Annotated in this window: 22 protein-coding genes; 6 read left to right on the top strand and 16 right to left on the bottom strand. The window is 60.5% G+C overall.

Features of this window, described 5'->3' with window-relative positions:
• Positions 1-181 precede the first annotated feature (181 nt).
• Both cysZ and AC27VU_RS05235 read left to right on the top strand, forming a co-directional pair.
• Positions 182-934, top strand: coding sequence for a sulfate transporter CysZ (cysZ, locus tag AC27VU_RS05240; protein WP_007968036.1), 753 nt, complete (start codon positions 182-184; stop codon positions 932-934).
• Positions 935-987: 53 nt separating this feature from the next.
• Positions 988-2184 (top strand): glycosyltransferase family 4 protein, encoded by a 1197-nt coding sequence (locus AC27VU_RS05235; protein ID WP_488723583.1) that lies wholly within the window; start codon positions 988-990, stop codon positions 2182-2184.
• 328 nt (positions 2185-2512) lie between these two features.
• Here the strand turns inward: AC27VU_RS05235 and AC27VU_RS05230 are convergent, their stop codons facing one another.
• From AC27VU_RS05230 to AC27VU_RS05220, 3 genes are all read right to left on the bottom strand, one after another.
• On the bottom strand, positions 2513-3616 hold the full coding sequence (locus AC27VU_RS05230; protein ID WP_488723582.1) for an NADH:flavin oxidoreductase: 1104 nt from the start codon (positions 3614-3616) through the stop codon (positions 2513-2515).
• Positions 3617-3757: 141 nt separating this feature from the next.
• Complete coding sequence (locus AC27VU_RS05225) at positions 3758-4240, bottom strand: glutathione peroxidase (protein ID WP_488723581.1); 483 nt, start codon at positions 4238-4240, stop codon at positions 3758-3760.
• Positions 4241-4363: 123 nt separating this feature from the next.
• On the bottom strand, positions 4364-4849 hold the full coding sequence (locus AC27VU_RS05220; protein ID WP_003221719.1) for an FKBP-type peptidyl-prolyl cis-trans isomerase: 486 nt from the start codon (positions 4847-4849) through the stop codon (positions 4364-4366).
• Between AC27VU_RS05220 and AC27VU_RS05215 the strand changes: the two genes are divergently transcribed.
• The 3 genes from AC27VU_RS05215 to yihG are packed head-to-tail and all read left to right on the top strand — an operon-like array spanning position 4818 to position 8210.
• Entirely contained in the window at positions 4818-5144 is a 327-nt protein-coding gene (locus AC27VU_RS05215) for a DUF3565 domain-containing protein (protein WP_080593221.1), read from the top strand. The two genes, AC27VU_RS05220 and AC27VU_RS05215, sit on opposite strands and share 32 nt — an antisense overlap.
• A 60-nt stretch (positions 5145-5204) precedes the next feature.
• On the top strand, positions 5205-7304 hold the full coding sequence (gene pta, locus AC27VU_RS05210) for a phosphate acetyltransferase (RefSeq protein WP_003221718.1): 2100 nt from the start codon (positions 5205-5207) through the stop codon (positions 7302-7304).
• Positions 7305-8210, top strand: coding sequence for a 1-acylglycerol-3-phosphate O-acyltransferase, YihG family (gene yihG / locus AC27VU_RS05205; RefSeq protein WP_488723580.1), 906 nt, complete (start codon positions 7305-7307; stop codon positions 8208-8210).
• 758 nt (positions 8211-8968) lie between these two features.
• Here yihG and cysN read toward each other — a convergent pair.
• The 3 genes from cysN to AC27VU_RS05190 form a co-directional block, all read right to left on the bottom strand.
• The gene (gene cysN / locus AC27VU_RS05200) at positions 8969-10867 is read right to left on the bottom strand and encodes a sulfate adenylyltransferase subunit CysN (RefSeq protein WP_003221716.1); all 1899 of its coding nucleotides are present in this window, start codon (positions 10865-10867) and stop codon (positions 8969-8971) included.
• Between the two features lie 9 nt (positions 10868-10876).
• Positions 10877-11794: a sulfate adenylyltransferase subunit CysD gene (gene cysD / locus AC27VU_RS05195; RefSeq protein ID WP_003221715.1), complete on the bottom strand. Its 918-nt coding sequence runs from the start codon at positions 11792-11794 to the stop codon at positions 10877-10879.
• A 256-nt stretch (positions 11795-12050) separates the two neighbouring features.
• Complete coding sequence (locus tag AC27VU_RS05190; RefSeq protein ID WP_473018817.1) at positions 12051-12809, bottom strand: Nif3-like dinuclear metal center hexameric protein; 759 nt, start codon at positions 12807-12809, stop codon at positions 12051-12053.
• Positions 12810-12912: 103 nt separating this feature from the next.
• Between AC27VU_RS05190 and algW the strand changes: the two genes are divergently transcribed.
• Positions 12913-14067 (top strand): Do family serine endopeptidase AlgW, encoded by a 1155-nt coding sequence (algW, locus tag AC27VU_RS05185; protein ID WP_045122296.1) that lies wholly within the window; start codon positions 12913-12915, stop codon positions 14065-14067.
• 123 nt (positions 14068-14190) lie between these two features.
• Here the strand turns inward: algW and hisC are convergent, their stop codons facing one another.
• The 10 genes from hisC to AC27VU_RS05135 form a co-directional block, all read right to left on the bottom strand.
• Positions 14191-15243: a histidinol-phosphate transaminase gene (hisC, locus tag AC27VU_RS05180; RefSeq protein WP_488723579.1), complete on the bottom strand. Its 1053-nt coding sequence runs from the start codon at positions 15241-15243 to the stop codon at positions 14191-14193.
• Between the two features lie 2 nt (positions 15244-15245).
• Complete coding sequence (gene hisD / locus AC27VU_RS05175) at positions 15246-16571, bottom strand: histidinol dehydrogenase (RefSeq protein WP_097090392.1); 1326 nt, start codon at positions 16569-16571, stop codon at positions 15246-15248.
• Between the two features lie 125 nt (positions 16572-16696).
• On the bottom strand, positions 16697-17332 hold the full coding sequence (hisG, locus tag AC27VU_RS05170; RefSeq protein ID WP_003221711.1) for an ATP phosphoribosyltransferase: 636 nt from the start codon (positions 17330-17332) through the stop codon (positions 16697-16699).
• A gap of 126 nt (positions 17333-17458) precedes the next feature.
• Positions 17459-18724, bottom strand: a complete 1266-nt coding sequence (murA, locus tag AC27VU_RS05165) for a UDP-N-acetylglucosamine 1-carboxyvinyltransferase (RefSeq protein WP_045122295.1) — start codon at positions 18722-18724, stop codon at positions 17459-17461.
• Positions 18725-18746: 22 nt separating this feature from the next.
• Positions 18747-18986: a BolA family protein gene (locus AC27VU_RS05160; RefSeq protein WP_003221710.1), complete on the bottom strand. Its 240-nt coding sequence runs from the start codon at positions 18984-18986 to the stop codon at positions 18747-18749.
• A gap of 116 nt (positions 18987-19102) precedes the next feature.
• Positions 19103-19408: an STAS domain-containing protein gene (locus AC27VU_RS05155; protein ID WP_003221709.1), complete on the bottom strand. Its 306-nt coding sequence runs from the start codon at positions 19406-19408 to the stop codon at positions 19103-19105.
• Positions 19405-20058 (bottom strand): MlaC/ttg2D family ABC transporter substrate-binding protein, encoded by a 654-nt coding sequence (locus tag AC27VU_RS05150; protein WP_226500637.1) that lies wholly within the window; start codon positions 20056-20058, stop codon positions 19405-19407. Before AC27VU_RS05150 ends, AC27VU_RS05155 begins: the two co-directional genes overlap by 4 nt.
• An 11-nt stretch (positions 20059-20069) precedes the next feature.
• Entirely contained in the window at positions 20070-20537 is a 468-nt protein-coding gene (gene mlaD / locus AC27VU_RS05145; protein ID WP_007967220.1) for an outer membrane lipid asymmetry maintenance protein MlaD, read from the bottom strand.
• Positions 20537-21334, bottom strand: coding sequence for a lipid asymmetry maintenance ABC transporter permease subunit MlaE (gene mlaE, locus AC27VU_RS05140; protein ID WP_003221704.1), 798 nt, complete (start codon positions 21332-21334; stop codon positions 20537-20539). The genes mlaD and mlaE overlap by 1 nt, the downstream gene beginning before the upstream one ends.
• On the bottom strand, positions 21334-22143 hold the full coding sequence (locus AC27VU_RS05135) for an ATP-binding cassette domain-containing protein (RefSeq protein WP_003221703.1): 810 nt from the start codon (positions 22141-22143) through the stop codon (positions 21334-21336). Before AC27VU_RS05135 ends, mlaE begins: the two co-directional genes overlap by 1 nt.
• Positions 22144-22354 lie beyond the last annotated feature (211 nt).

Here is a 22354-nt window from a genome sequence, read left to right as displayed (position 1 = left end):
TATCGAGGGGGGCAAGATTAAGGAAATACGGTTTAACAATCCAGCTCATAGGTGGTCTCTATGCGCAGACTCCGACCAGATCGACGTCTTTGTTACAGTGAATGTCGATCGCTCTGCCGCGCTTTCGCACGCAGTGCAAAGCCGGTAAGGTCGGCGCGTTTTCCCTTGCTCGGAGCACCTTATGCCCGCACCTGTTCTGTCCGGCCCGCAATACCTGCGCGAAGGCCTCAAACTGGTTCTCAGCCCCGGCCTGCGCCTGTTCGTGTTGCTGCCACTGGCAATCAACCTGGTGCTGTTCGTCGGATTGATCTATCTGGCCGGCCATCAGTTCAGCCTGTGGGTCGACAGCCTGATGCCATCGCTGCCCGACTGGTTGAGTTTCCTCAGCTACATCCTCTGGCCGCTGTTCGTGGTGCTGGTGGCGCTGATGGTGTTCTTCACCTTCACCATGCTCGCCAACGTGATCGCCGCGCCGTTCAACGGCTTCCTCGCGGAAAAAGTCGAAGTGGTGGTGCGCGGCACCGATGATTTCCCGGCCTTCAGCTGGGGCGAGCTGATCGCTATGATCCCGCGTACCCTCGCCCGGGAAATGCGCAAACTCGGCTACTTCCTGCCCCGGGCGATCGGCCTGTTCATCCTCTCGTTCATCCCGGTGGTGAACATCGTCGCCGCACCGCTGTGGCTGCTGTTCGGCGTGTGGATGATGGCGATCCAGTACATCGACTACCCGGCGGACAACCACAAACTGGGCTGGAACGAAATGCTCGCCTGGCTGCGCCAGAAGCGCTGGCAGAGCATGAGTTTTGGCGGGATCGTCTATCTGGCGCTGCTGATTCCAGTGGTCAACATCCTGATGATGCCGGCCGCTGTGGCCGGGGCAACATTGTTCTGGGTGCGTGAACGGGGTGCGGAGAACCTCGTCACGCAGCGCTAGGCCGCCCCAGACAGCCAGTCACAAATCCATCATCCGAACGTCACAGGCACGACATGGCCTCAGCCGACACTGAGGTCATGACGACAGCTCTGCATATCACCCTGATCAGCGAAACCTTCCCACCGGAAATCAACGGGGTGGCCAATACCCTTGGCCGCTTGTGCGATGGCTTACGAGCGCGTGGACATCAGGTGGAGTTGGTGCGCCCGCGTCAGGCGGGCGATCCGCAGCGCGTCGAGGACGATGCCTTGCTGTTGTGTCGGGGCTGGCCATTGCCGGGTTATCCCGGTCTGCAATGGGGTCAGTCGTCGATGCACAAGCTGCTGCGGCGCTGGAAACGCCAGCGCCCGGATGTGCTGTACATCGCCACCGAAGGCCCGCTCGGTTTGTCGGCCTTGCGCGCGGCGCGACGTCTGGGGATCTCGGTGGTCAGCGGCTTTCACACCAATTTCCAGCAATACACCAACCAATACGGGCTGAGTTTGCTGACGCGCTTGCTCACGCATTATCTGCGCTGGTTTCACAACCGTTCGGCGATGACCCTGGTGCCCAGTGTCAGTCAGCGCCTGGAACTGGAGCGTCGGCATTTCGATCGCCTCGCCCTGCTGTCCCGTGGCGTAGACAGCCAGTTGTTTCACCCGGCCAAGCGCCTGAACGGCTTGCGTGAACAATGGGGTTTGTCCGAGCAGGACATCGCGGTGATTCACGTCGGACGTCTGGCCCCGGAGAAGAACCTCGGCCTGCTCAAGCGCTGCTTCGACACCCTGTGCAGCACTTATCCACAGCGCAATCTGAAGCTGATCGTGGTCGGCGACGGGCCGCAACGTCTGGCGCTGAAGCAAATCCCGCAGGCGATTTTCTGTGGCTCACAACGCGGCGAAGCGCTGGCAGCGCACTATGCGTCGGGCGATATCTTTCTGTTTCCGAGCATGACCGAAACCTTCGGCAACGTGGTGCTTGAAGCACTGGCGTCCGGTCTGGGGGTGGTGGCTTACGATCAGGCTGCGGCGGCGCAGCACATCCGTCACGGCTACAACGGCGTGTTGGCGATGCCCGGGGATGAGGAAGCGTTTTGCGATGCGGCGGCGTGGCTGCTGGAGGAAGATGAGCGCTTGCGCTGTGTGCGTCTGAATGCGCGGCAGCATGCCAGTCGCCAGGGGTGGGCGGCGATCATCGAGCAGTTTGAAAAGCATTTGCGTGGCGCGTGTGTGCGGGAGCAGGTGTTGCCGAATGCGCAGACATTGCCTTAGATAATCGTCGACTCTGATGCCCTCTTCGCGAGCAAGCCCGCTCCCACATTTGGAATGCATTTCAAAATGTGGGAGCAGGTGGTGCCGAATGCGCAGACATTACCTTAGATAATCGTCGACTCTGATGCCCTCTTCGCGAGCAAGCCCGCTCCCACATTTGGAATGCATTTCAAAATGTGGGAGCAGGTGGTGCCGAATGCGCAGACATTGCCTTAGATAATCGTCGACTCTGATGCCCTCTTCGCGAGCAAGCCCGCTCCCACATTTTGGAATGCATTTCAAAATGTGGGAGCGGGCTTGCTCGCGAAGGGGTCGGTAATGGCGACGCTTAAACCAGGGTCATCAACGCCTCACGGCTGAACGGCAGAATGTCCTGCTCACGCCCTTCACGGACTTTCAGCGCCCAGTCCGGATCCACCAGCAGCGCACGGCCAACCGCCACCAGATCGAATTCGTCGTTGTTCAGACGCTCCAGCAGTTTCTCCAGGCTCGCCGGTTGCGCGACTTTATCGGTGTTGACCATGAACTGCAGGAACTCGCCGTCCAGACCGACGCTGCCCACGGTAATGGTCGGTTTGCCGGTCAGCTTGCGCGTCCAGCCCGCCAGGTTCAGCTCGGAACCATCAAATTCAGGCTCCCAGAAACGCCGCGTCGAGCAGTGGAAAATGTCCACCCCGGCGTCGGCCAACGGCTTGAGGAATTTGCCCAGCGCCTCCGGGGTCTGCACCAGACGCGCGGTGTAATCCTGCTGCTTCCACTGCGAAAAACGGAAGATGATCGGGAAGCCTTCACCGACTGCCGCGCGCACCGCTTGAATCAACTCGATGGCGAACCGCGAACGGTTGGCCAGGCTGCCGCCGTATTCATCGGTACGCTGGTTGCTGCCTTCCCAGAAGAACTGGTCGATCAGATAGCCGTGGGCGCCGTGGATTTCCACGCCGTCCATACCGATGCTTTGCGCATCCTTCGCCGCTTGGGCGAAAGCACCGATCACGTCTTGAATGTCCTGTTTGGTCATGCCGTGCACCACGACCTGGCCATCCTTGAGTTTTTCCGTCGGGCCGTAAGCCGGGACGCTGGCGTCCGGCTCGGTGCCGATGCGGCGCACGCTGCCGACGTGCCACAGTTGCGGAACGATCTTGCCGCCCTCAGCGTGTACCGCATCAACCACCTTCTTCCAGCCCGCCAGTGGCGCTTCGCCGAAGAACTGCGGCACATTCGGGTAACCGTTGGAAGCCTTGTGACCGACGGTGGTGCCTTCGGTGATGATCAGACCAACACCGGCCGCAGCGCGGCGACGGTAGTACTCGATCACTTTGGAATTGGGCACGCCACCTGGGGAAAACGAGCGGGTCATCGGCGCCATGACCACACGGGTCGGCAGTTCGAGGGCACCGAGGTGGAACGGTTTGAACAGGGCTTGAACCGGCATTGGAAGGCTCCACAGGGAATGACTTTATGACGGCGATAATATGAACAGTCAGTGCCTTTGAACAGCACTATTGATCTGAATGATTAAGGGTCAAAAGTCAGGCAAAAAAAATCGCAGCTCGATGGCTGCGATTTTTGTATTTCAGCCCAGCGCTTTTTCAATCGCGTGGATAATGGTCGGATCATCCGGCGGCGTGCGCGGCGAGAATCGCGCCAATACCCGGCCATCCTTGCCGAGCAGGAATTTCTCGAAGTTCCAGGTGATATCCCCCGGAAACTCTGCGCCCTCACCCGCCAGCAAGCGGTACAGCTGATGACGATCATGGCCGTTGACTTCAAGCTTGCTCGATAACGGAAACGTCACACCATAGTTCAGGCTGCAGAACTCCTGGATTTGCTGTTCGGTACCTGGCTCCTGACCGGCAAACTGATTGCACGGCAGGCCCAGCACACTGAAGCCTTTGTCTTTGAATTGCTGATAGAGGTTTTCCAGTGCCGCGTACTGTGGGGTCAAGCCGCATTTGGAGGCGACGTTGACCACCAGCACGACTCGGCCCTTGAAAGGCGCCAGCGGTAGCTCCTGACCATCCAGGGCTGTCAACTTAAGGTCGTGAAAAGCACTCATGACGTACTCCAGGGATTCCGTGTTCTACTCGAAACAGCCACTTGGCGAGGCCACCAAGGACAGCCGCGGACTAAAAAGGCGCCCGCAGGCGCCTCTCCAGTACTCGAAGCTTAGCGCAGAAAATCAGTGGTGATGGCCACCTTCGCCATGGACGTGGCCATGAGCGACTTCTTCCTGGCTGGCATCACGAACGGCAACGACCTTCACTTTGAAGTTCAGGCGCTGACCGGCCAGTGGGTGGTTACCGTCGACGGTGACGTCGTCGCCGTCCAGGTCACGGATGGTCACGATCTGCATCTGGCCGTCCGGCGCCGAAGCGTGGAACTGCATGCCGACTTCCAGCTCGTCAACGCCTTCGAACATGCTGCGGCTCAGGGTGCTGACCAGTTCAGCGGCGTATTCGCCGTAAGCGTCTTCCGGCTCAACGGAAACTTCCAGCTCGTCACCGACAGCTTTGCCTTCCAGAGCTTTTTCCAGGCCCGGGATGATGTTGCCTGCGCCTTGCAGGTAGACCAGCGGAGCGCCGCCGGCGGAGCTGTCGATGACCTCACCAGCGTCGTTGGTCAGGGTATAGTCGATGGAGACAGCCTTATTGGCGGCGATCAGCATGGGGCGAGACCTTTTGCATAAGAATATAGAAAGGCCAAGTTTAGCGAAGCAATCGCGCGAAAGCGAACACAACCCGGACAAACGGGATTCGACGATCACCGGCTTCCATCAGGATGAAGACGGTCACTGGGTGGCCGAGCTTTCCTGTGGCCACACCCAGCACCTGCGTCACCAGCCGCCGTGGCAATCGCGGGCCTGGGTTCTTGATCCGGCGCAACGTATTGAAAAAATAGGCCAACCCTTTGCCTGCGGTTGGTGCGCACAAGGCTCGGTTAGCGATAACCTTGGCGACTGAATTGCGGTAGGCGGTCACGTATAGATCGCCACCATTGCCATGCACCCTTAGAGAATCCGCATGCAAACTTTTTTTATCGCGCCCACCGATTTTGGCGTGGGTCTGACCTCCATCAGCCTCGGGCTGGTGCGTACCCTGGAGCGGGCCGGTCTGAAAGTCGGCTTCTTCAAACCGATTGCCCAGCCGCATCCGGGCGATACCGGCCCTGAGCGCTCCACCGAACTGGTGGCGCGCACCCACGGCCTGAAACCGCCGCAGCCACTGGGCCTGGCCCACGTCGAGCGGATGCTCGGCGACGGCCAGCTCGATGAGTTGCTCGAAGAAATCATCGCCCTTTATCAGCAAGCCGCCATCGGTAAAGACGTGCTGGTGGTCGAAGGCATGGTACCGACCCGCAGCGCCAGTTACGCCGCGCGGGTCAACCTGCACCTGGCCAAGAGCCTGGATGCCGAGGTGATTCTGGTCTCGGCGCCGGAAAACGAAGTGCTCGCCGAGCTCTCCGGCCGCGTGGAATTGCAGGCGCAATTGTTCGGCGGCCCGAAAGACCCGAAAGTCCTCGGCGTGATCCTCAACAAGGTCAAGACCGATGAAAGCATGGATGCCTTCGCCACACGTCTGAAGGAGCATTCGCCGCTGTTGCGCAGCGGTGATTTCCGCCTGCTCGGTTGCATTCCGTTCCAGCCCGAACTCAACGCACCGCGCACCCGTGACGTCGCCGACCTGATGGGCGCGCAGGTGCTCAACGCCGGCGATTACGAAACCCGGCGCATGACCAAAATCATCATCTGCGCGCGCACCATGCGCAACACCGTGGAGCTGCTCAAACCCGGCGTGCTGGTGGTGACCCCGGGCGACCGCGACGACATCATTCTTGCGGTCAGCCTCGCGGCGTTGAACGGCGTACCGCTGGCCGGCCTGTTGCTGACCAGCGACACCCTCCCCGATCCGCGCATCATGGATCTCTGCCGTGGCGCGTTGCAGGCCGGTCTGCCGGTGTTGTCGGTGAGCACCGGCTCCTACGACACCGCCAACCTGCTCAATGGCCTGAACAAGGAAATCCCCATCGATGACCGCGAGCGCGCGGAGATCATCACCGACTTCGTCGCCAGCCACCTCGACGCCAAGTGGCTGCATCAGCGCTGCGGCACGCCGCGGGAAATGCGCCTGTCACCCGCGGTATTCCGCTATCAACTGATTCAACGGGCGCAGTCGGCGAACAAACGTATCGTCCTGCCCGAAGGCAGCGAGCCGCTCACCGTGCAAGCGGCAGCAATCTGCCAGGAGCGCGGCATCGCCCGTTGCGTGTTGCTGGCTAAACCCGAGGACGTCGAGGCGGTGGCCCGCGCGCAAGGTATCGAGTTGCCGCCGGGGCTGGAGATTCTCGATCCGGATTTGATCCGCGAGCGCTACATCGAGCCGATGGTCGCCCTGCGCAAAAGCAAAAGCCTCAACGCGCCGATGGCCGAACAGCAGCTGGAAGACACCGTGGTGATCGGCACCATGATGCTCGCGCTGGATGAGGTCGACGGTCTGGTCTCGGGCGTGATCAACACCACCGCCAACACCATCCGCCCGGCCCTGCAACTGATCAAGACCGCACCGGGCTGCACGCTGGTGTCGTCGGTGTTCTTCATGCTATTCCCCGAAGAGGTGCTGGTCTACGGCGACTGCGTGATGAACCCGCACCCGAGCGCAACAGAACTGGCCGAGATCGCTCTGCAAAGCGCCGACTCGGCTGCCGCATTCGGCATCACCCCGCGCGTGGCGATGATCAGTTACTCCAGCGGCGAATCGGCCAGCGGCGAAGAAGTCGAGAAAGTCCGCGAAGCCACCCTGCTCGCCCACGAGCAACAGCATTCGCTGCTGATCGACGGCCCGCTGCAATACGACGCCGCTGCCAACGCAGACGTCGCCCGGCAACTGGCACCGAACAGCCAGGTGGCCGGTCGCGCCACGGTGTTCGTCTTCCCCGACCTGAACACCGGCAACACCACCCATAAAGCCGTGCAGCGCAGCGCCGACTGCGTCAGCCTCGGCCCGATGCTGCAAGGCCTGCGCAAACCGGTGAACGACCTGCCGCGCGGCGCGCAGGTCGACGACATCGTCTACACCATCGCCCTGACCGCGATCCAAGCCGCCAACCGACCTATGGATGTGTAAATGCTGGACTTCCTGCCCGCCCCGATTCGCGGCGTAATCGCCGCACTGCTGTTGGCGCTCAATACGATTCTGCTGTGCTCGTTCCTGTTCTGCGTGGCGCTGATCAAAGTGCTGCCCTTCGACCTCGCCCGCCGCGCCTCACTGTGGCTGATGAGCCACACCCACGAAGCGTGGATCAGCAACAACAAAGCCTGGATGAACCTGGTGCGCCGCACGCGCTGGCACATCAGCGGCCTGCAAGGTCTGGACTACCAACACTCGTACCTGATCACCAGCAACCACCAGAGCTGGGTCGACATCCTGGTGCTGCAATACGTACTCAACCGCCGTATCCAGCCACTGAAATTCTTCCTCAAGCAGGAGCTGATCTGGGTCCCGGTGATCGGTCTGGCCTGGTGGGCGCTGGGCTTCCCGTTCATGAAGCGCTACTCCAAGGCCTACCTGGAAAAGCACCCGGAAAAGAAAGGCAAAGACCTCGAAACCACGCGCAAGACCTGCGCGAAATTCCGCAACAACCCGGTGGGGATTTTCAACTTCGTCGAAGGCACACGCTTCACCGAAGGCAAACATGCGCAACAGCAGTCACCGTTCAAATACCTGCTCAAACCCAAGGCCGGCGGCATCGCGTTTGTGCTCGATGCCATGGGCGAACAGTTGGAGTCGATCGTCAACGTGACCATTCACTACCCGGGCGGGCGCCCGGGTTTCTGGGATCTGCTGTGCGGCAACGTGCGCGACGTGGTGGTGCACTTTGAAGAACTGAAAATCCCCCCGGCATTCATCGGCAAGAACTACGACCAGGACGGCGAATATCGCCTGCAATTCCAGGGCTGGATCAACCAGCTGTGGCAGGACAAGGATGCGCTGCTGGAACAGATGCACCGAGAATTCCCGAACCAGCACTAAACCTTGTGGGAGCCAGCCTGCTGGCGATGGCGGAGATCAGCAAGCATCATTGGTGAATGACACACCGCCATCGCTGGCAAGCCAGCTCCCACAGGGATTGGGTGTGTTCAGTTGGGGATTGGTCGGCTGTCAGGCCGCCATCGCGAGCAGGCTCACTCCTACAGTTGGATCGGGTGTGGTCAGTTGGAGACTGGTCGGCTGGCAGGCCGCCATCCCTGGCAAGCCAGCTCCCACAAAATCAAGATCAAAAGATCGCAGCCTGCGGCAGCTCCTACAGGGAAGATAAGTACAACCCGCACGCGGCGCATGCCGCCCCACTCCAGGATGAGCGCAAGCTCGGCTGTCGCTCTTGATCTTGATCTTGATCCACAGGCGACGTCGGAAGGCTGAGCGGAGGGATTGATCCGGGGGTGGGAGCGCAGCGACCGTTTGGCGCAGCCAAACACAGCGAGAGGAGGTGCAGCGAAGCAAACCGTAGGCGCTGCCCCCGGATCAATCCCGCAGCGAAGGGACCCCGAGCCCCAGCGAGCGGGCCGAACGCAGGAGCAAGCCTTTTTGGTTACTTTTTCGGCGTCTGGAAAAAGTGACCCGCCGTAAGGGCGGAACCCCAAGCCGCCGTTACCACAGCAACGGATATACACCCAAAACCCAAGAGCATGGTCGGCCCAAAGGCCGCCACCGCCAAAAACCAAATACCCCCCAATAAAAAAGCCCGCCGATGATCACTCATCCACGGGCTCTTCATTTCCAGCTAACGCTTAAATCGCGCCACGCTGACGCAGCAGATCCAGCACTTGCTTGACGCTTTCTTCCAAAGACAACGACTGCGTGTCGATCACCAGATCAGCATTCAGCGGCACGTCATACGGGAACGACTCACCCGGAATATTATCGCCACCCGCAGCATACAAGCCCTGCGGATCACGCTCGGCACACACCGCCGGCGAAGCCTGCACATAAACCGTCAGCAGACGCTCCTTACCGATCAGATCCTTGGCCTGCTCACGACCTTCTGCACTCGGCGCAACAAACGCCGCCAGCGTCAACAGACCGGCCTCGTTGAACTGACGCGCCACATGCGCAGCACGCCGCCAGTTCTCAGTACGGCCAGCACGATCCTGCGGCAGCCCCTTGTTCAGGTCGTGACGCAGATTCTGACCATCCAGCACAAACACCGCACGGCCCATGTCGAACAGCTTGCGCTCGACCGCATAGGCCAGCGTGCTCTTGCCCGCGCCCGACAGGCCGCTGAACAACACGGTAGCCGGCTGCTGGCCGAAGCGCTGGGCACGTTCCTCAGTGGCAACGTGAGCCAGTTTGCCGTGGTGCGAGGCAGTCCCGTGAGCCACTGGCTGAGCGATGATCATGCCGGCGCCGACGGTGCCATTGGTCAAACGGTCGATGACGATGAACGCGCCGGTGGTGCGGTTGCTGTCGTAACCGTCGAGGGCGATCGGCGCGTCGAGCGCGATCTTCACCTTGCCGATTTCGTTGAGCTGCAACGCGCTCGCCGGGCCTTCTTCGAGGGTGTTCACGTCGACCTTGTTGACGATGCTGGCGATGGAGCCCGGCACATAACTGGTCGCACGTTTGATGTCGTATTTCTTGCCCGGCAGCATCGGCTCTTCAGCCATCCACACCAGCATCGCTTCGAAGCTGTCGGTGACCGGCGGCACGTTGTCGGCATGCACCAGCAGGTCGCCGCGGGAGATGTCGATTTCGTCTTCCATGGTCAGCGTCACCGCTTGACCCGGGCCGGCCTGCTCCAGCTCACCTTCGAAGGTGACGATGGATTTGACGCGGCTGCTCTTGCCCGACGGCAGAACCACCACTTCGTCGCCCTTGTGCACGATGCCGCTGGCGAGGGTGCCAGCGAAACCGCGGAAGTTCAGGTTCGGACGGTTGACGTACTGCACCGGGAAACGCAGATCGGTGAAGTTGCGGTCGCCCGCCACTTCCACGGTCTCGAGGATTTCCATCAGCGACTGGCCTTTGTACCAAGGCGAGCGCTCGGACTTGTTCACCACGTTGTCGCCCTTGAGGGCAGACATCGGCACGAAGTGCATGCTGGTCGGCTTCATCTTCAAGCCTTCGGCGAACTTCAGGTAGTCGGCCTTGATCGACTCGAACACGCCTTCATCGAAGTCTTTCAGGTCCATCTTGTTGATGGCGACGACGATGTGCTTGATGCCGAGCAACGAGGCGATGAAGCTGTGGCGACGGGTCTGGGTCTGCACGCCGTAACGGGCGTCGACCAGGATGATCGCCAGGTCACAGGTGGACGCACCGGTGGCCATGTTGCGGGTGTACTGCTCATGGCCAGGGGTGTCGGCGATGATGAATTTGCGTTTGGCGGTGGAGAAATAGCGGTAGGCGACATCGATGGTGATGCCCTGTTCACGCTCGGCCTGCAGGCCGTCGACCAGCAATGCCAGGTCGATGTCGTCACCGGTGGTGCCGACTTTCTTCGAATCGCGGGTGATGGCTTCCAGGTGATCTTCGTAGATCATCTTGGAGTCGTGCAGCAGGCGCCCGATCAGGGTGCTCTTGCCGTCATCGACGTTACCGCAGGTCAAAAAGCGCAGCAGCTCTTTACGCTCGTGCTGGCCCAGGTAGGCGAGGATGTCCTCGCTGATCAAATCAGATTGGTGCGACATGACAACCCCTTAGAAATAACCCTGACGTTTCTTGTCTTCCATCGAGCCTGCGCCATCGTGGTCGATGACCCGGCCCTGGCGCTCGGAAGTTCGCGTCAGGAGCATTTCCTGAATGATGTCCGTGAGGGTTTCAGCCTCGGACTCCACCGCGCCCGTCAACGGGTAGCAGCCAAGGGTACGGAAACGCACTTTCTTTTTGACGATGCGTGCCTTGTCCTCGTCGGACAGGTGTTCGAGGATACGGTCGTCGTCGATCATGATCAGCGTGCCGTTCTTCTCGATCACTTCACGCTCGGCGGCGAAGTACAGCGGCACGATCGGGATGCCTTCGAGGTAGATGTATTGCCAGATGTCCAGTTCGGTCCAGTTCGACAACGGGAATACACGAATGGATTCGCCCTTGTTGACCTTGCCGTTGTAGACGTTCCACAGCTCCGGACGCTGATTCTTCGGGTCCCAGCGATGCTTGCTGTCGCGGAACGAGTACACACGCTCCTTGGCGCGGGACTTCTCTTCATCGCGACGGGCGCCGCCGAACGCTGCGTCGAAACCATGCTTGTCGAGCGCCTGCTTCAGGCCCTCGGTCTTCATGATGTCGGTGTGCTTGGCGCTGCCGTGGGTGAACGGGTTGATGTTCTGCGCCACGCCATCGGGGTTGATGTGAGTGATCAGGTCCAGGCCCAGCTCTTCGACCATCTTGTCGCGGAACTTGTACATCTCCTGGAATTTCCAGCGAGTGTCGACGTGCATCACCGGAAACGGCAGTTTGCCCGGGAAGAACGCCTTGCGTGCCAGATGCAGCATCACGGCGGAGTCTTTACCGATGGAGTACAGCATCACCGGGTTGTCGAACTCGGCGGCCACCTCGCGGATGATGTGGATGCTTTCCGCCTCCAGCTGTTTCAGATGCGTCAGTTTGTCGACCATGGCTACTCACGAAAGCTTTCTTATGAACGGCCAGCGGGCCGTGTTCGAGCGGGGAATCCTAGCACAGCGACCTCTTCTAATCAGGACGCCTACTAGATCGAAAGGGCATATGAATATGCCCACCAGTTCGGCCGTGAAACGCTGTTCCTGTGGGAGCGGGCTTGCTCGCGAAGGCGGAGGATCAGTCAAAATCATTGTTGAATGACACACCGCTTTCGGGAGCAAGCCCCCTCCCACACTGGTCAGATGTTTAGTCTCAGATCGGGTTCGGGCAGTCGATGAAGATGTGTTCGAGGGCAAAACGCTTCGCCAGATAATCGCCCAGCGCCTGCACGCCATAACGCTCGGTGGCATGGTGGCCGGCGGCGATGAAGCTGATGTCGTTTTCCCGAGCGCTGTGGAAGGTCTGCTCGGAGGCTTCACCGCTGAGGAACAGATCAACACCCGCCGCCACGCCCTGGTCGATATAGCCCTGCCCGCCACCGGTGCACCAGCCAACCCGGCGGATCATCGCACTGCCTTCGACCAGCAGCGGTTCGCGGCCCATGACCTCTTGAACCTTGCGCGCGAAATCACGCGGGGTCATCGGCTCATTCAACGAGCCGACCAGCCCGACAATCTTCGGATTGTCCGGGTCCAGCGGCCCTTCGACGGTAATATCCAGCTGACGCGCCAGTTGCACGTTGTTGCCGACTTCCGGGTGCAGGTCCAGCGGCAGGTGATAGGCGAGCAGACTGATATCGTGCTTGAGCAGCGTCTTCAGGCGCCGCTGCTTCATGCCGGTGATGCACGGGTTCTCGCCCTTCCAGAAATAGCCGTGATGCACCAGCACCAGATCGGCCTCGGCTTCCACCGCGGCATCGAGCAACGCCTGACTGGCAGTCACGCCGCTGACGATACGCATCACCTGCGGACGGCCTTCGACCTGCAGGCCGTTGGGGCAGTAATCGGCGATTTTCGCACTGCCGAGGTAACGGTCGGCTTCTTCGACCAGGGTGCTGAGGGCGACGGCCATGAAAGACTCCTAAATATCCCGTTCAGAGGCACGCGCGGCCTCGTATAATGCGCGACATTATGGGCGGTCTGACCCCGCCTGCAACTTTTCCAGGACGTGCTTAATGCTCAAGGCGCTGCGTTTTTTCGGCTGGCCGCTGTTGGCCGGTGTGCTTATCGCTCTGTTGATTATTCAACGTTACCCGCAGTGGGTCGGGCTACCCAGCCTCGACGTCAACCTGCAACAGGCCCCGCAAACCACCAGCGTGCAGCAGGGGCCGGTGTCCTATGCGGACGCAGTGGTCATCGCCGCACCGTCGGTGGTCAACCTCTACACCACCAAGGTCATCGCCAAACCGGCGCATCCGCTGTTTGAGGATCCGCAGTTCCGGCGTTTCTTCGGTGACAACTCGCCGAAGCAGAAACGCATGGAATCGAGCCTCGGCTCCGGCGTGATCATGAGCCCGGAAGGCTACATTCTGACCAACAACCACGTGACCACCGGCGCCGACCAAATCGTGGTGGCGCTCAAGGATGGTCGTGAAACCCTCGCCCGCGTCATCGGCAGCGACCCGGAAACCGACCTCGCGGTACTGAAGATCGACTTGAAAAACCTGCCGGCAATCACCGTCGGCCGCTCCGACAGTATTCGCATCGGCGACGTCGCGCTGGCCATCGGCAACCCGTTCGGCGTCGGCCAGACCGTGACCATGGGCATCATCAGCGCCACCGGGCGCAACCAGCTGGGTCTGAACAACTACGAAGACTTCATCCAGACCGACGCGGCGATCAACCCGGGCAACTCCGGCGGCGCACTGGTCGATGCCAACGGCAACCTCACCGGGATCAACACCGCGATCTTCTCCAAGTCCGGCGGCTCGCAGGGCATCGGTTTTGCGATACCGGTGAAACTGGCGATGGAAGTGATGAAGTCGATCATCGAGCACGGTCAGGTGATTCGTGGCTGGCTCGGTATTGAAGTGCAGCCGCTGACCCAGGAACTGGCCGAGTCGTTTGGCCTGTCCGGGCGTCCGGGAATTGTCGTGGCGGGGATCTTCCGCGATGGCCCGGCACAGAAGGCCGGCCTGCAACTGGGTGACGTGATTCTGAGTATCGACGGCGAACCGGCCGGTGATGGCCGCAAGTCAATGAACCAGGTGGCGCGGATCAAGCCGACCGACAAGGTGACCATTCAGGTCATGCGCAACGGCAAGGAACTGAAGCTGACCGCTGAAATCGGCCTGCGCCCACCGCCGGCGCCGGTCAAAGAAGAAGAGTAAGCCGCCAGTACAAATCAATGTGGGAGCGAGCCTGCTCGCGAAGAGGTCGTCACAGTCAATCATGATGTTGAATGACCAACCGCTTTCGCGAGCAGGCTCGCTCCCACAGGTTCAGCAGTGCTTTCAGAGGTCGCCGAGGCCGTCGATCAGCGCCTGGTTCTGCTCCGGCGTACCGATCGAAATCCGCAGGAACTGGGCAATCCGCTCCTGCTTGAAGTGACGCACGATCACACCCTGCTCGCGCAGTTTGGCTGCCAGCCCTGCTGCATCGTGTTGCGGGTGACGGGCGAAGATGAAGTTCGCCGCCGACGGCAGCACTTCAAAGCCTTTGGCCTGCAACTGGGCGATCACCCATTCGCGACTTTCGATGACCAGACGGCAAGTCTTGTCGAAATACTCGCGATCCTCGAACGCCGCCGCCGCACCGACAATCGCCAGGCGATCCAGCGGATAGGAGTTGAAGCTGTTCTTGATCCGCTCCAGCGCTTCGATCAGATCCGGATGACCCACCGCCAGACCGACGCGCAGCCCGGCCAGCGAGCGCGACTTGGACAGGGTCTGGGTCACCAGCAGATTCGGATAACGATCCACCAGACTGATCGCGGTTTCGCCGCCGAAGTCGATGTAGGCCTCATCCACGACCACCACCGAATCCGGGCTGGCCTTGAGGATCTGCTCGACCGCTTCCAGTGCCAGCAGGCAACCGGTCGGTGCGTTCGGATTGGGAAAAATGATCCCGCCGTTCGGTTTGGCGTAGTCGGCCGGGTTGATCTGGAACTGCGCGTCCAGCGGCACGGCATCGAACTGGATGCCGTACAGACCGCAATACACCGGATAGAAGCTGTAGCTGATGTCCGGGAACAGCAGCGGCTGCTCGTGTTGCAGCAGACCGTGGAAGATGTGCGCCAGCACTTCGTCCGAACCGTTGCCGAGGAACACCTGATTGCTCTGCACGCCGTAGTAGTGGGCGACAGCGGTTTTCAGCAGATCGCTGTTCGGGTCCGGGTACAGGCGCAGGTTGTCGTTGAGCTCGGTCTGCATCGCTGCCAGTGCTTTGGGCGACGGGCCGTAGGGGTTTTCGTTGGTATTGAGCTTGACCAGTTTGGTCAGCTTCGGCTGTTCGCCCGGCACATACGGCACCAGATCCTTGACGAACGGGCTCCAGAATTTACTCATGATCAGTTCCCCTTCTGCTCAGCTTTGATGCGGTATTCGGCGCTGCGTGCGTGCGCACTCAGGGATTCGCCGCGCGCCAGCACCGAAGCGGTCTTGCCCAGCTCGGAAGCGCCGGCCTCGGAGCAGAAGATGATCGACGAACGTTTCTGGAAGTCGTACACACCCAGCGGCGAGGAGAAACGCGCGGTGCCGGAGGTAGGCAGCACGTGGTTCGGACCGGCGCAGTAGTCGCCCAGCGCCTCGGAGGTGTGGCGGCCCATGAAGATCGCGCCGGCGTGACGGATCTGCGGCAGCCACGCTTGCGGGTCGGCGACCGACAGCTCCAGGTGTTCCGGGGCGATGCGGTTGGCGACTTCGATGGCTTGCGCCATGTCACGCACGTGGATCAGCGCACCACGGCCATTGATCGAGGTTTCGATGATGGTCGCGCGATCCATGGTCGGCAGCAGTTTGTCGATGCTGGCGGCGACCTTGTCGAGGAACTCGGCGTCGGGGCTGACCAGAATCGCCTGGGCGTCTTCATCGTGCTCGGCCTGGGAGAACAGGTCCATGGCGATCCAGTCCGGATCGGTCTGGCCATCGCAGACCACGAGAATTTCCGACGGGCCGGCGATCATGTCGATGCCGACCTGACCGAACACGTGACGCTTGGCGGTAGCGACATAGATGTTGCCCGGGCCGACGACCTTGTCCACCTGTGGCACGCTTTCGGTGCCGTAAGCCAACGCGGCAACCGCTTGCGCGCCGCCGATGGTGAACACCCGGTCAACGCCGGCAATGCAAGCCGCCGCCAGCACCAGTTCATTGATTTCACCGCGCGGTGTCGGCACGACCATGACCACTTCGGTCACGCCGGCGACCTTGGCCGGAATCGCGTTCATCAACACCGAAGACGGGTACGACGCCTTGCCGCCCGGTACATACAGGCCAGCGCGATCCAGCGGCGTGACCTTCTGCCCGAGCACGGTGCCGTCGGCCTCGGTGTAGCTCCAGGAATCCTGTTTCTGTTTTTCGTGATAGCTGCGCACCCGCGCCGCGGCTTTTTCCAGCGCCTCGCGCTGTGCCACGGTGATGCGAGTCAGGGCCAGTTCCAGACGCTCGCGCGGCAGGATCAGGTCGGCCATCGACGCCACTTCGAGGCCGTCGAACTTCTGGGTGAACTCGACCAGCGCCGCGTCACCGCGCTCGCGCACAGCCTTGATGATGTCCAGCACGCGCTGATTGACCGAGTCGTCAGACACACTTTCCCAGCTCAGCAGATGATCCAGATGATGCGCGAAATCCGGGTCAGCAGCGTTGAGTCGGCGAATTGCAGTCGGTGCGGTCATAGCGAGAGCCTCATAGGAATGGCAAAAACTCAGGCGCCCTAACTTAGCAGTCGTTTCCGCTTGGGCACCTGAGATTCTGGCTATGAGGCGGATAGACGGGCGCGACTCAAGGTCGCGCAGGTACATCAGCCGCGGTGTCGCGATTCCACTGCCTTGCGCAGGGTATCGATCAACGCCTGGATTCGGGCGTGTTGCATCTTCATCGAAGCCTTGTTGACCACCAGGCGCGAGCTGATCGTGGCGATCAGTTCCTGAGGTTCCAGGCCATTGGCACGCAGGGTGTTGCCGGTGTCGACCACGTCGATGATCTTGTCGGCCAGGCCGATCAGCGGCGCCAGTTCCATCGAGCCGTAGAGCTTGATGATGTCGACCTGACGGCCCTGCTCGGCGTAGTAACGCTTGGCGACGTTGACGAACTTGGTCGCCACGCGCAGACGGCCCTTGGGCTCGGCCGCGCCGATCTTGCCGGCGGTCATCAGCTTGCACTGGGCAATCTGCAGATCCAGCGGCTCGTACAGGCCCTGGCCGGTGTATTCCATCAACACGTCTTTACCGGCGACGCCGAGATCGGCCGCGCCATGCTCGACATAGGTCGGCACGTCGGTGGCACGCACGATCAACAGACGTACGTCATCCTGAGTGGTGGGGATGATCAGCTTGCGGCTCTTGTCCGGATTCTCGGTCGGCACGATGCCCGCTTCAGCGAGAAGCGGCAGGGTGTCGTCAAGGATGCGGCCCTTGGACAGTGCGATGGTCAACATGGGAAACGTCAGTCCTTATCAAGGTACTCATGTCCGGTCGCAATCGGCGCCGGACACACATCGAGCCGGATACCGGCTCGACTCGAAACGAATTCAGTGGACACTTCCCTGTGCCCAGTGCAGCTACTAACCCGGAACGCGACGGATCTTGGCGCCCAGCATCTGCAGTTTTTCTTCGATGCACTCGTAACCACGGTCGATGTGGTAGATGCGGTCGATCAGGGTGTCGCCTTCGGCCACCAGTGCCGAGATCACCAGGCTGGCCGAAGCACGCAGGTCGGTGGCCATCACTGGCGCGCCCTTCAGTACTTCAGTACCGGTGACGATCGCAGTGTTGCCTTCGACCTGGATCTTGGCGCCCATGCGGTGCAGTTCGTAAACGTGCATGAACCGGTTTTCGAAGATCGTCTCGATCACTGCGCCGGTGCCTTCGGCAATGGCGTTGAGCGAGATGAACTGGGCCTGCATGTCGGTCGGGAACGCCGGGTACGGCGCGGTGCGCACGTTGACCGCTTTCGGGCGCTTGCCGTGCATGTTCAGCTCGATCCAGTCTTCACCGCTGGTGACTTCAGCGCCGGCTTCACGGAGCTTTTCCAGAACGGCTTCGAGGATGGTCGGATCGGTGTCCTTGACCTTCACGCGGCCACCGGTGACCGCAGCGGCCACCAGGTAGGTGCCGGTTTCGATACGGTCAGGCATGACCTTGTAGAAGCACGAACCCAGACGCTCGACGCCATCGATGGTGATGGTGTCGGTGCCGGCGCCGGAAACCTTGGCGCCCATGGCGTTGAGGAAGTTCGCCAGGTCAACCACTTCCGGCTCGCGCGCGGCGTTCTGCAGGACGCTGCGGCCCTTGGCCAGGGCAGCTGCCATCATGATGTTTTCGGTACCGGTCACACTGACGGTATCGAAGAAGAAACTTGCGCCGCGCAGGCCGCCTTCAGGTGCCTTGGCCTTGATGTAGCCGCCTTCGACGTCGATCACCGCGCCCATGGCTTCGAGGCCACGGATGTGCAGGTCGACCGGACGCGAACCGATGGCGCAACCGCCAGGCAGGGCGACTTCGGCTTCGCCGAAACGCGCAACCATCGGGCCCAGTACCAGGATCGAGGCACGCATGGTTTTCACCAGTTCGTACGGTGCGATCAGGGTCTTGATGGTGCGTGGATCGATTTCGACGCTGAGTTTCTCGTCGATCACAGGCTCGATGCCCATGCGACCGAACAGCTCGATCATGGTGGTGATGTCGTGCAGGTGCGGCAGGTTGCCAACGGTCACCGGGCCATCGCACAGCAGGGTGGCAGCCAGAATCGGCAGGGCGGAGTTCTTCGCCCCGGAGATACGGATTTCGCCATCAAGACGAACGCCACCGGTAATAATCAATTTATCCATAAGAATCTCGACGCCCTTGGGCTCAGGTGCGCTCGGCCCAGGCCGCGCGGCTGAAAAATTTCATAGTGACCGCATGGATGCTGCCATCGGCGATCCACGGGTTCAAATGGGCATAGATGCTCTGCTGACGCTTGACCGGGCTTAACGCCGCCAGTTCATCGCTAATCACGTTCAGCTGAAAGTTGCAGCCTTCGCCTTCAACTTCCACCTGCGTTCCTGGCAGCTTCCCTTCAAGGAAGCTCTTCACTTCTACGGCCTGCATGCTCAACCTCAATCGGCGCCCTGTGCGCACGGGTCGGACATCATACAAAAAAGCCCCGCGCCTGCGAACCCCGCATTGGCAGGACTCTGACGGGGGGCTTTTTTATCGATGCGGGTTCAGGGGTGCGCCAGCAACTCGGTCAGTTCACTGACCTGAGCAATTTCGCGCATGTCTTCCGGCATCGCGCGGATGCTGACAACCTTGCCGGCCGCCTGGGCATCGCGCATGAAGCACAGCAGCAGGGACAAGCCGACGCTGCTGGACTTCTTCACTGCCGAGCAATCGATGACCAGCGACGTCGCCTTGCTGGACTTGATCAGCGCCTGGCCTTCCTTGCGCAGGTCGGGACCTGTGCGGTAATCCAGTACTCCACTGAGCAATAGCTCGTCGACGTCACTCATACGTATTGCCGCCTCACTCATTGCGCTGGCTTCGCGGCAGCTTTGTCGGTTTCTTCCTTGGCCTTGGCCACTTCACCGGCCCAACCATTGATGGTCTTGTCCAGATCGTTGCCATTGCGCTGCATCGCATCGGCGAACTGGTCACGGAACAGCTTGCCGATGTTGATACCGTTGATGATCACGTTGCGCAGCTTCCACTCGCCGTTGATCTTCTCCAGCGTGTATTGCACTGGATAGACCGCGCCGTTGTTGCCCTTGACGGTCATGCCGACGCTGGTGCGATCGCCGGACTCATCCTTGGCAGGATCAACGGTAATGCCCTGGTTGTTGTACTCGAGCAAAGCGTTGCCATAGAACTGGAACAGACCACGTTTGAAGTTTTCCTGGAACGTCTGCATCTGCGCAGGCGTGGCCTTGCGCGAATACTTGACGGTCATGATGCTCTTGGAAATGCCCTCGGCATCCACCACGGGACCGACAATGGTGTTCAGCGCCGTGTAGAAGTCCTGCGGATCCTTCTTGTACTTCTCTTTATTGGCCGACAGGTCGGCCAGCATCCGGTTCGTGGTGTCCTGAACCAGATCGTGCGCCGACTGTCCAGGCGCAGCGTTAGCCAGCAGTGGCAGTGTCGCGAGCAACACCAACAGGCCACGTCGCAAGGTAGAGATCATTCAAAAGCTCCTCATTTGGCGTCTTTGCTAACGGTATTGAGCAGGAATTTACCGATCAGGTCTTCCAGTACCAGAGACGACTGCGTGTCGTGGATGGTTCCACCATCCTTCAGACGGGTGTCTTCCCCGCCCACGCTGATACCGATGTACTTCTCGCCCAACAGGCCAGCGGTCAGGATAGACGCTGTGGAGTCGGTCGGCAGGTTGTCGACCTTTTTATCCACTTGCAGGGTTACCCGCCCGGTGAAGCTGTCGCGATCCAGATCGATGGCCGTGACCTTGCCGATGGTCACACCGGCCATGGTCACTTTGGCTCTGACCGTCAAACCGGCGATATTGTCGAAGTAGGCATACAGTTTATAGGTGTCGGTGGTCGAAGTCGGAGACAGGCCACTGACCCGCAGGGCAAGCAGCAACAAGGCCAGGATCCCTGCCAGCAGGAACAGGCCGACACCGATTTCCAGGGTGCGGTTTTGCATCAGAAATCTCCAAACATCAAAGCGGTCAGAATAAAGTCCAGGCCCAGTACCGCCAGCGAGGCGAATACCACGGTCTTGGTGGTGGCGCGACTGATGCCCTCGGAAGTGGGCTCACAGTCATAGCCTTGGAATACGGCGATCCAGGTCACGACGAAGGCGAAAACGATACTTTTGATGACGCCGTTGAGCACATCGCTGGTGAAGTTCACGCTGTTCTGCATGTTCGCCCAGTAGGAACCTTCATACACGCCAAGCCAGTCGACAGCCACCCACGAACCGCCCCAGATCCCCACCACGCTGAAAATCATCGCCAGCACCGGCAGGGAAATGAAACCGGCCCACAGACGCGGGGCAATAATGTATTTGAGCGGATCGACACCGATCATTTCCAGGCTGGAAAGCTGCTCGGTGGACTTCATGTTGCCAATTTCCGCGGTCAGCGCCGAACCGGCACGCCCGGCAAACAGCAAGGCGGTCACCACCGGACCCAGTTCACGCAGCAACGTCAGGGCCACCATCTGCCCCACCGCCTGCTCCGAACCGTAGCTCGACAGAATACTGAAGCCCTGCAGCGCCAGCACCATGCCGATGAAAATCCCGGACACGACGATGATCACCAGCGACATGACGCCAACCGAATGCAGCTGCTTGACCAACAGGCCAAAACCGCCGCTGATGCCGCCACGACCGAGCAGGGCGTGGAACAGGAACAGGGTCGCACGACCAAACACCGCAACGGCGTCGATCGCCGCCTCGCCGAAACGGCGTACGCGTTCTATTAATGAAATTCTGCGCATCAGCGCTTCCCCAGAAGATCTGCGCGGTAATCCGTCGCTGGAAAATGATACGGCACCGGGCCATCGGGGTTGCCGGTCATGAACTGGCGAATACGCGGCTCATCCGAATTCATCAACTCGTCCGGCGTGCCCTGCCCCAGCACCTGACCATCACCCACTACATAGATGTAGTCAGCGATGCTCGCGGTTTCGGCCAGATCGTGGGAGACCACGATACTGGTGATCCCCAGCGCATCGTTGAGCAGACGGATCAGGCGTACCAGCACGCCCATGGCGATCGGGTCCTGACCGACGAAAGGCTCGTCGTACATGAGAATCTGCGGATCGAGCGCAATTGCCCGGGCCAGCGCCACGCGACGCTTCATGCCGCCGGACAGTTCGTCGGGCATCAGCTCGATGGCGCCGCGCAGACCGACCGCCTGCAATTTGAGCAGAACGATGTCGCGGATCATTTCGTCCGGCAATTGGGTATGAACGCGCAGGGGGAAAGCGACGTTCTCGAAGACATCGAGATCGGTAAACAGCGCGCCGCTCTGAAACAGCACGCCCATGTGCTTGCGCGCATCGAACAGATCACTGCGCGACAGCGTCGGCAGGTTCTGGCCGTTGACCCAGACTTCGCCGCTGGAAGGACGCAACTGTGCACCCATCAAGCGCAACAAAGTGGTCTTGCCGCACCCGGAAGGTCCCATGATGCCGGTAACCTTGCCACGCGGGATGCGAATATCGACGTTATTGAAAATGCTGCGCGCACCGCGCTTGAAGGAGACTCCCTTCAGCTCGACCGCGTAGGCGTTATCGGCACTCATCTAAACTCCTTGCGATGCAGCCTCTCACTCGGACGCCTGGCTTTCCGCAGAAAGCACATACCTCCCGGGCAGGCCGAACTGGCGGCGAACTATATCACTGCAAAGGCCAAGCGCCCAAGGCCCATGCCCCCCTGTGTTCAGCGATATGACAGGCGCGGCCGCGCTTTTTCAGGGTTTTGGTTACGAGGAATGACAAAGCACAACGAACTTG

The organism is Pseudomonas sp. 14P5.3.2, from assembly GCF_057799175.1.
Note: the sequence above shows the minus strand (reverse complement) of the source record. Positions and strands in the feature narration are given on the sequence as shown.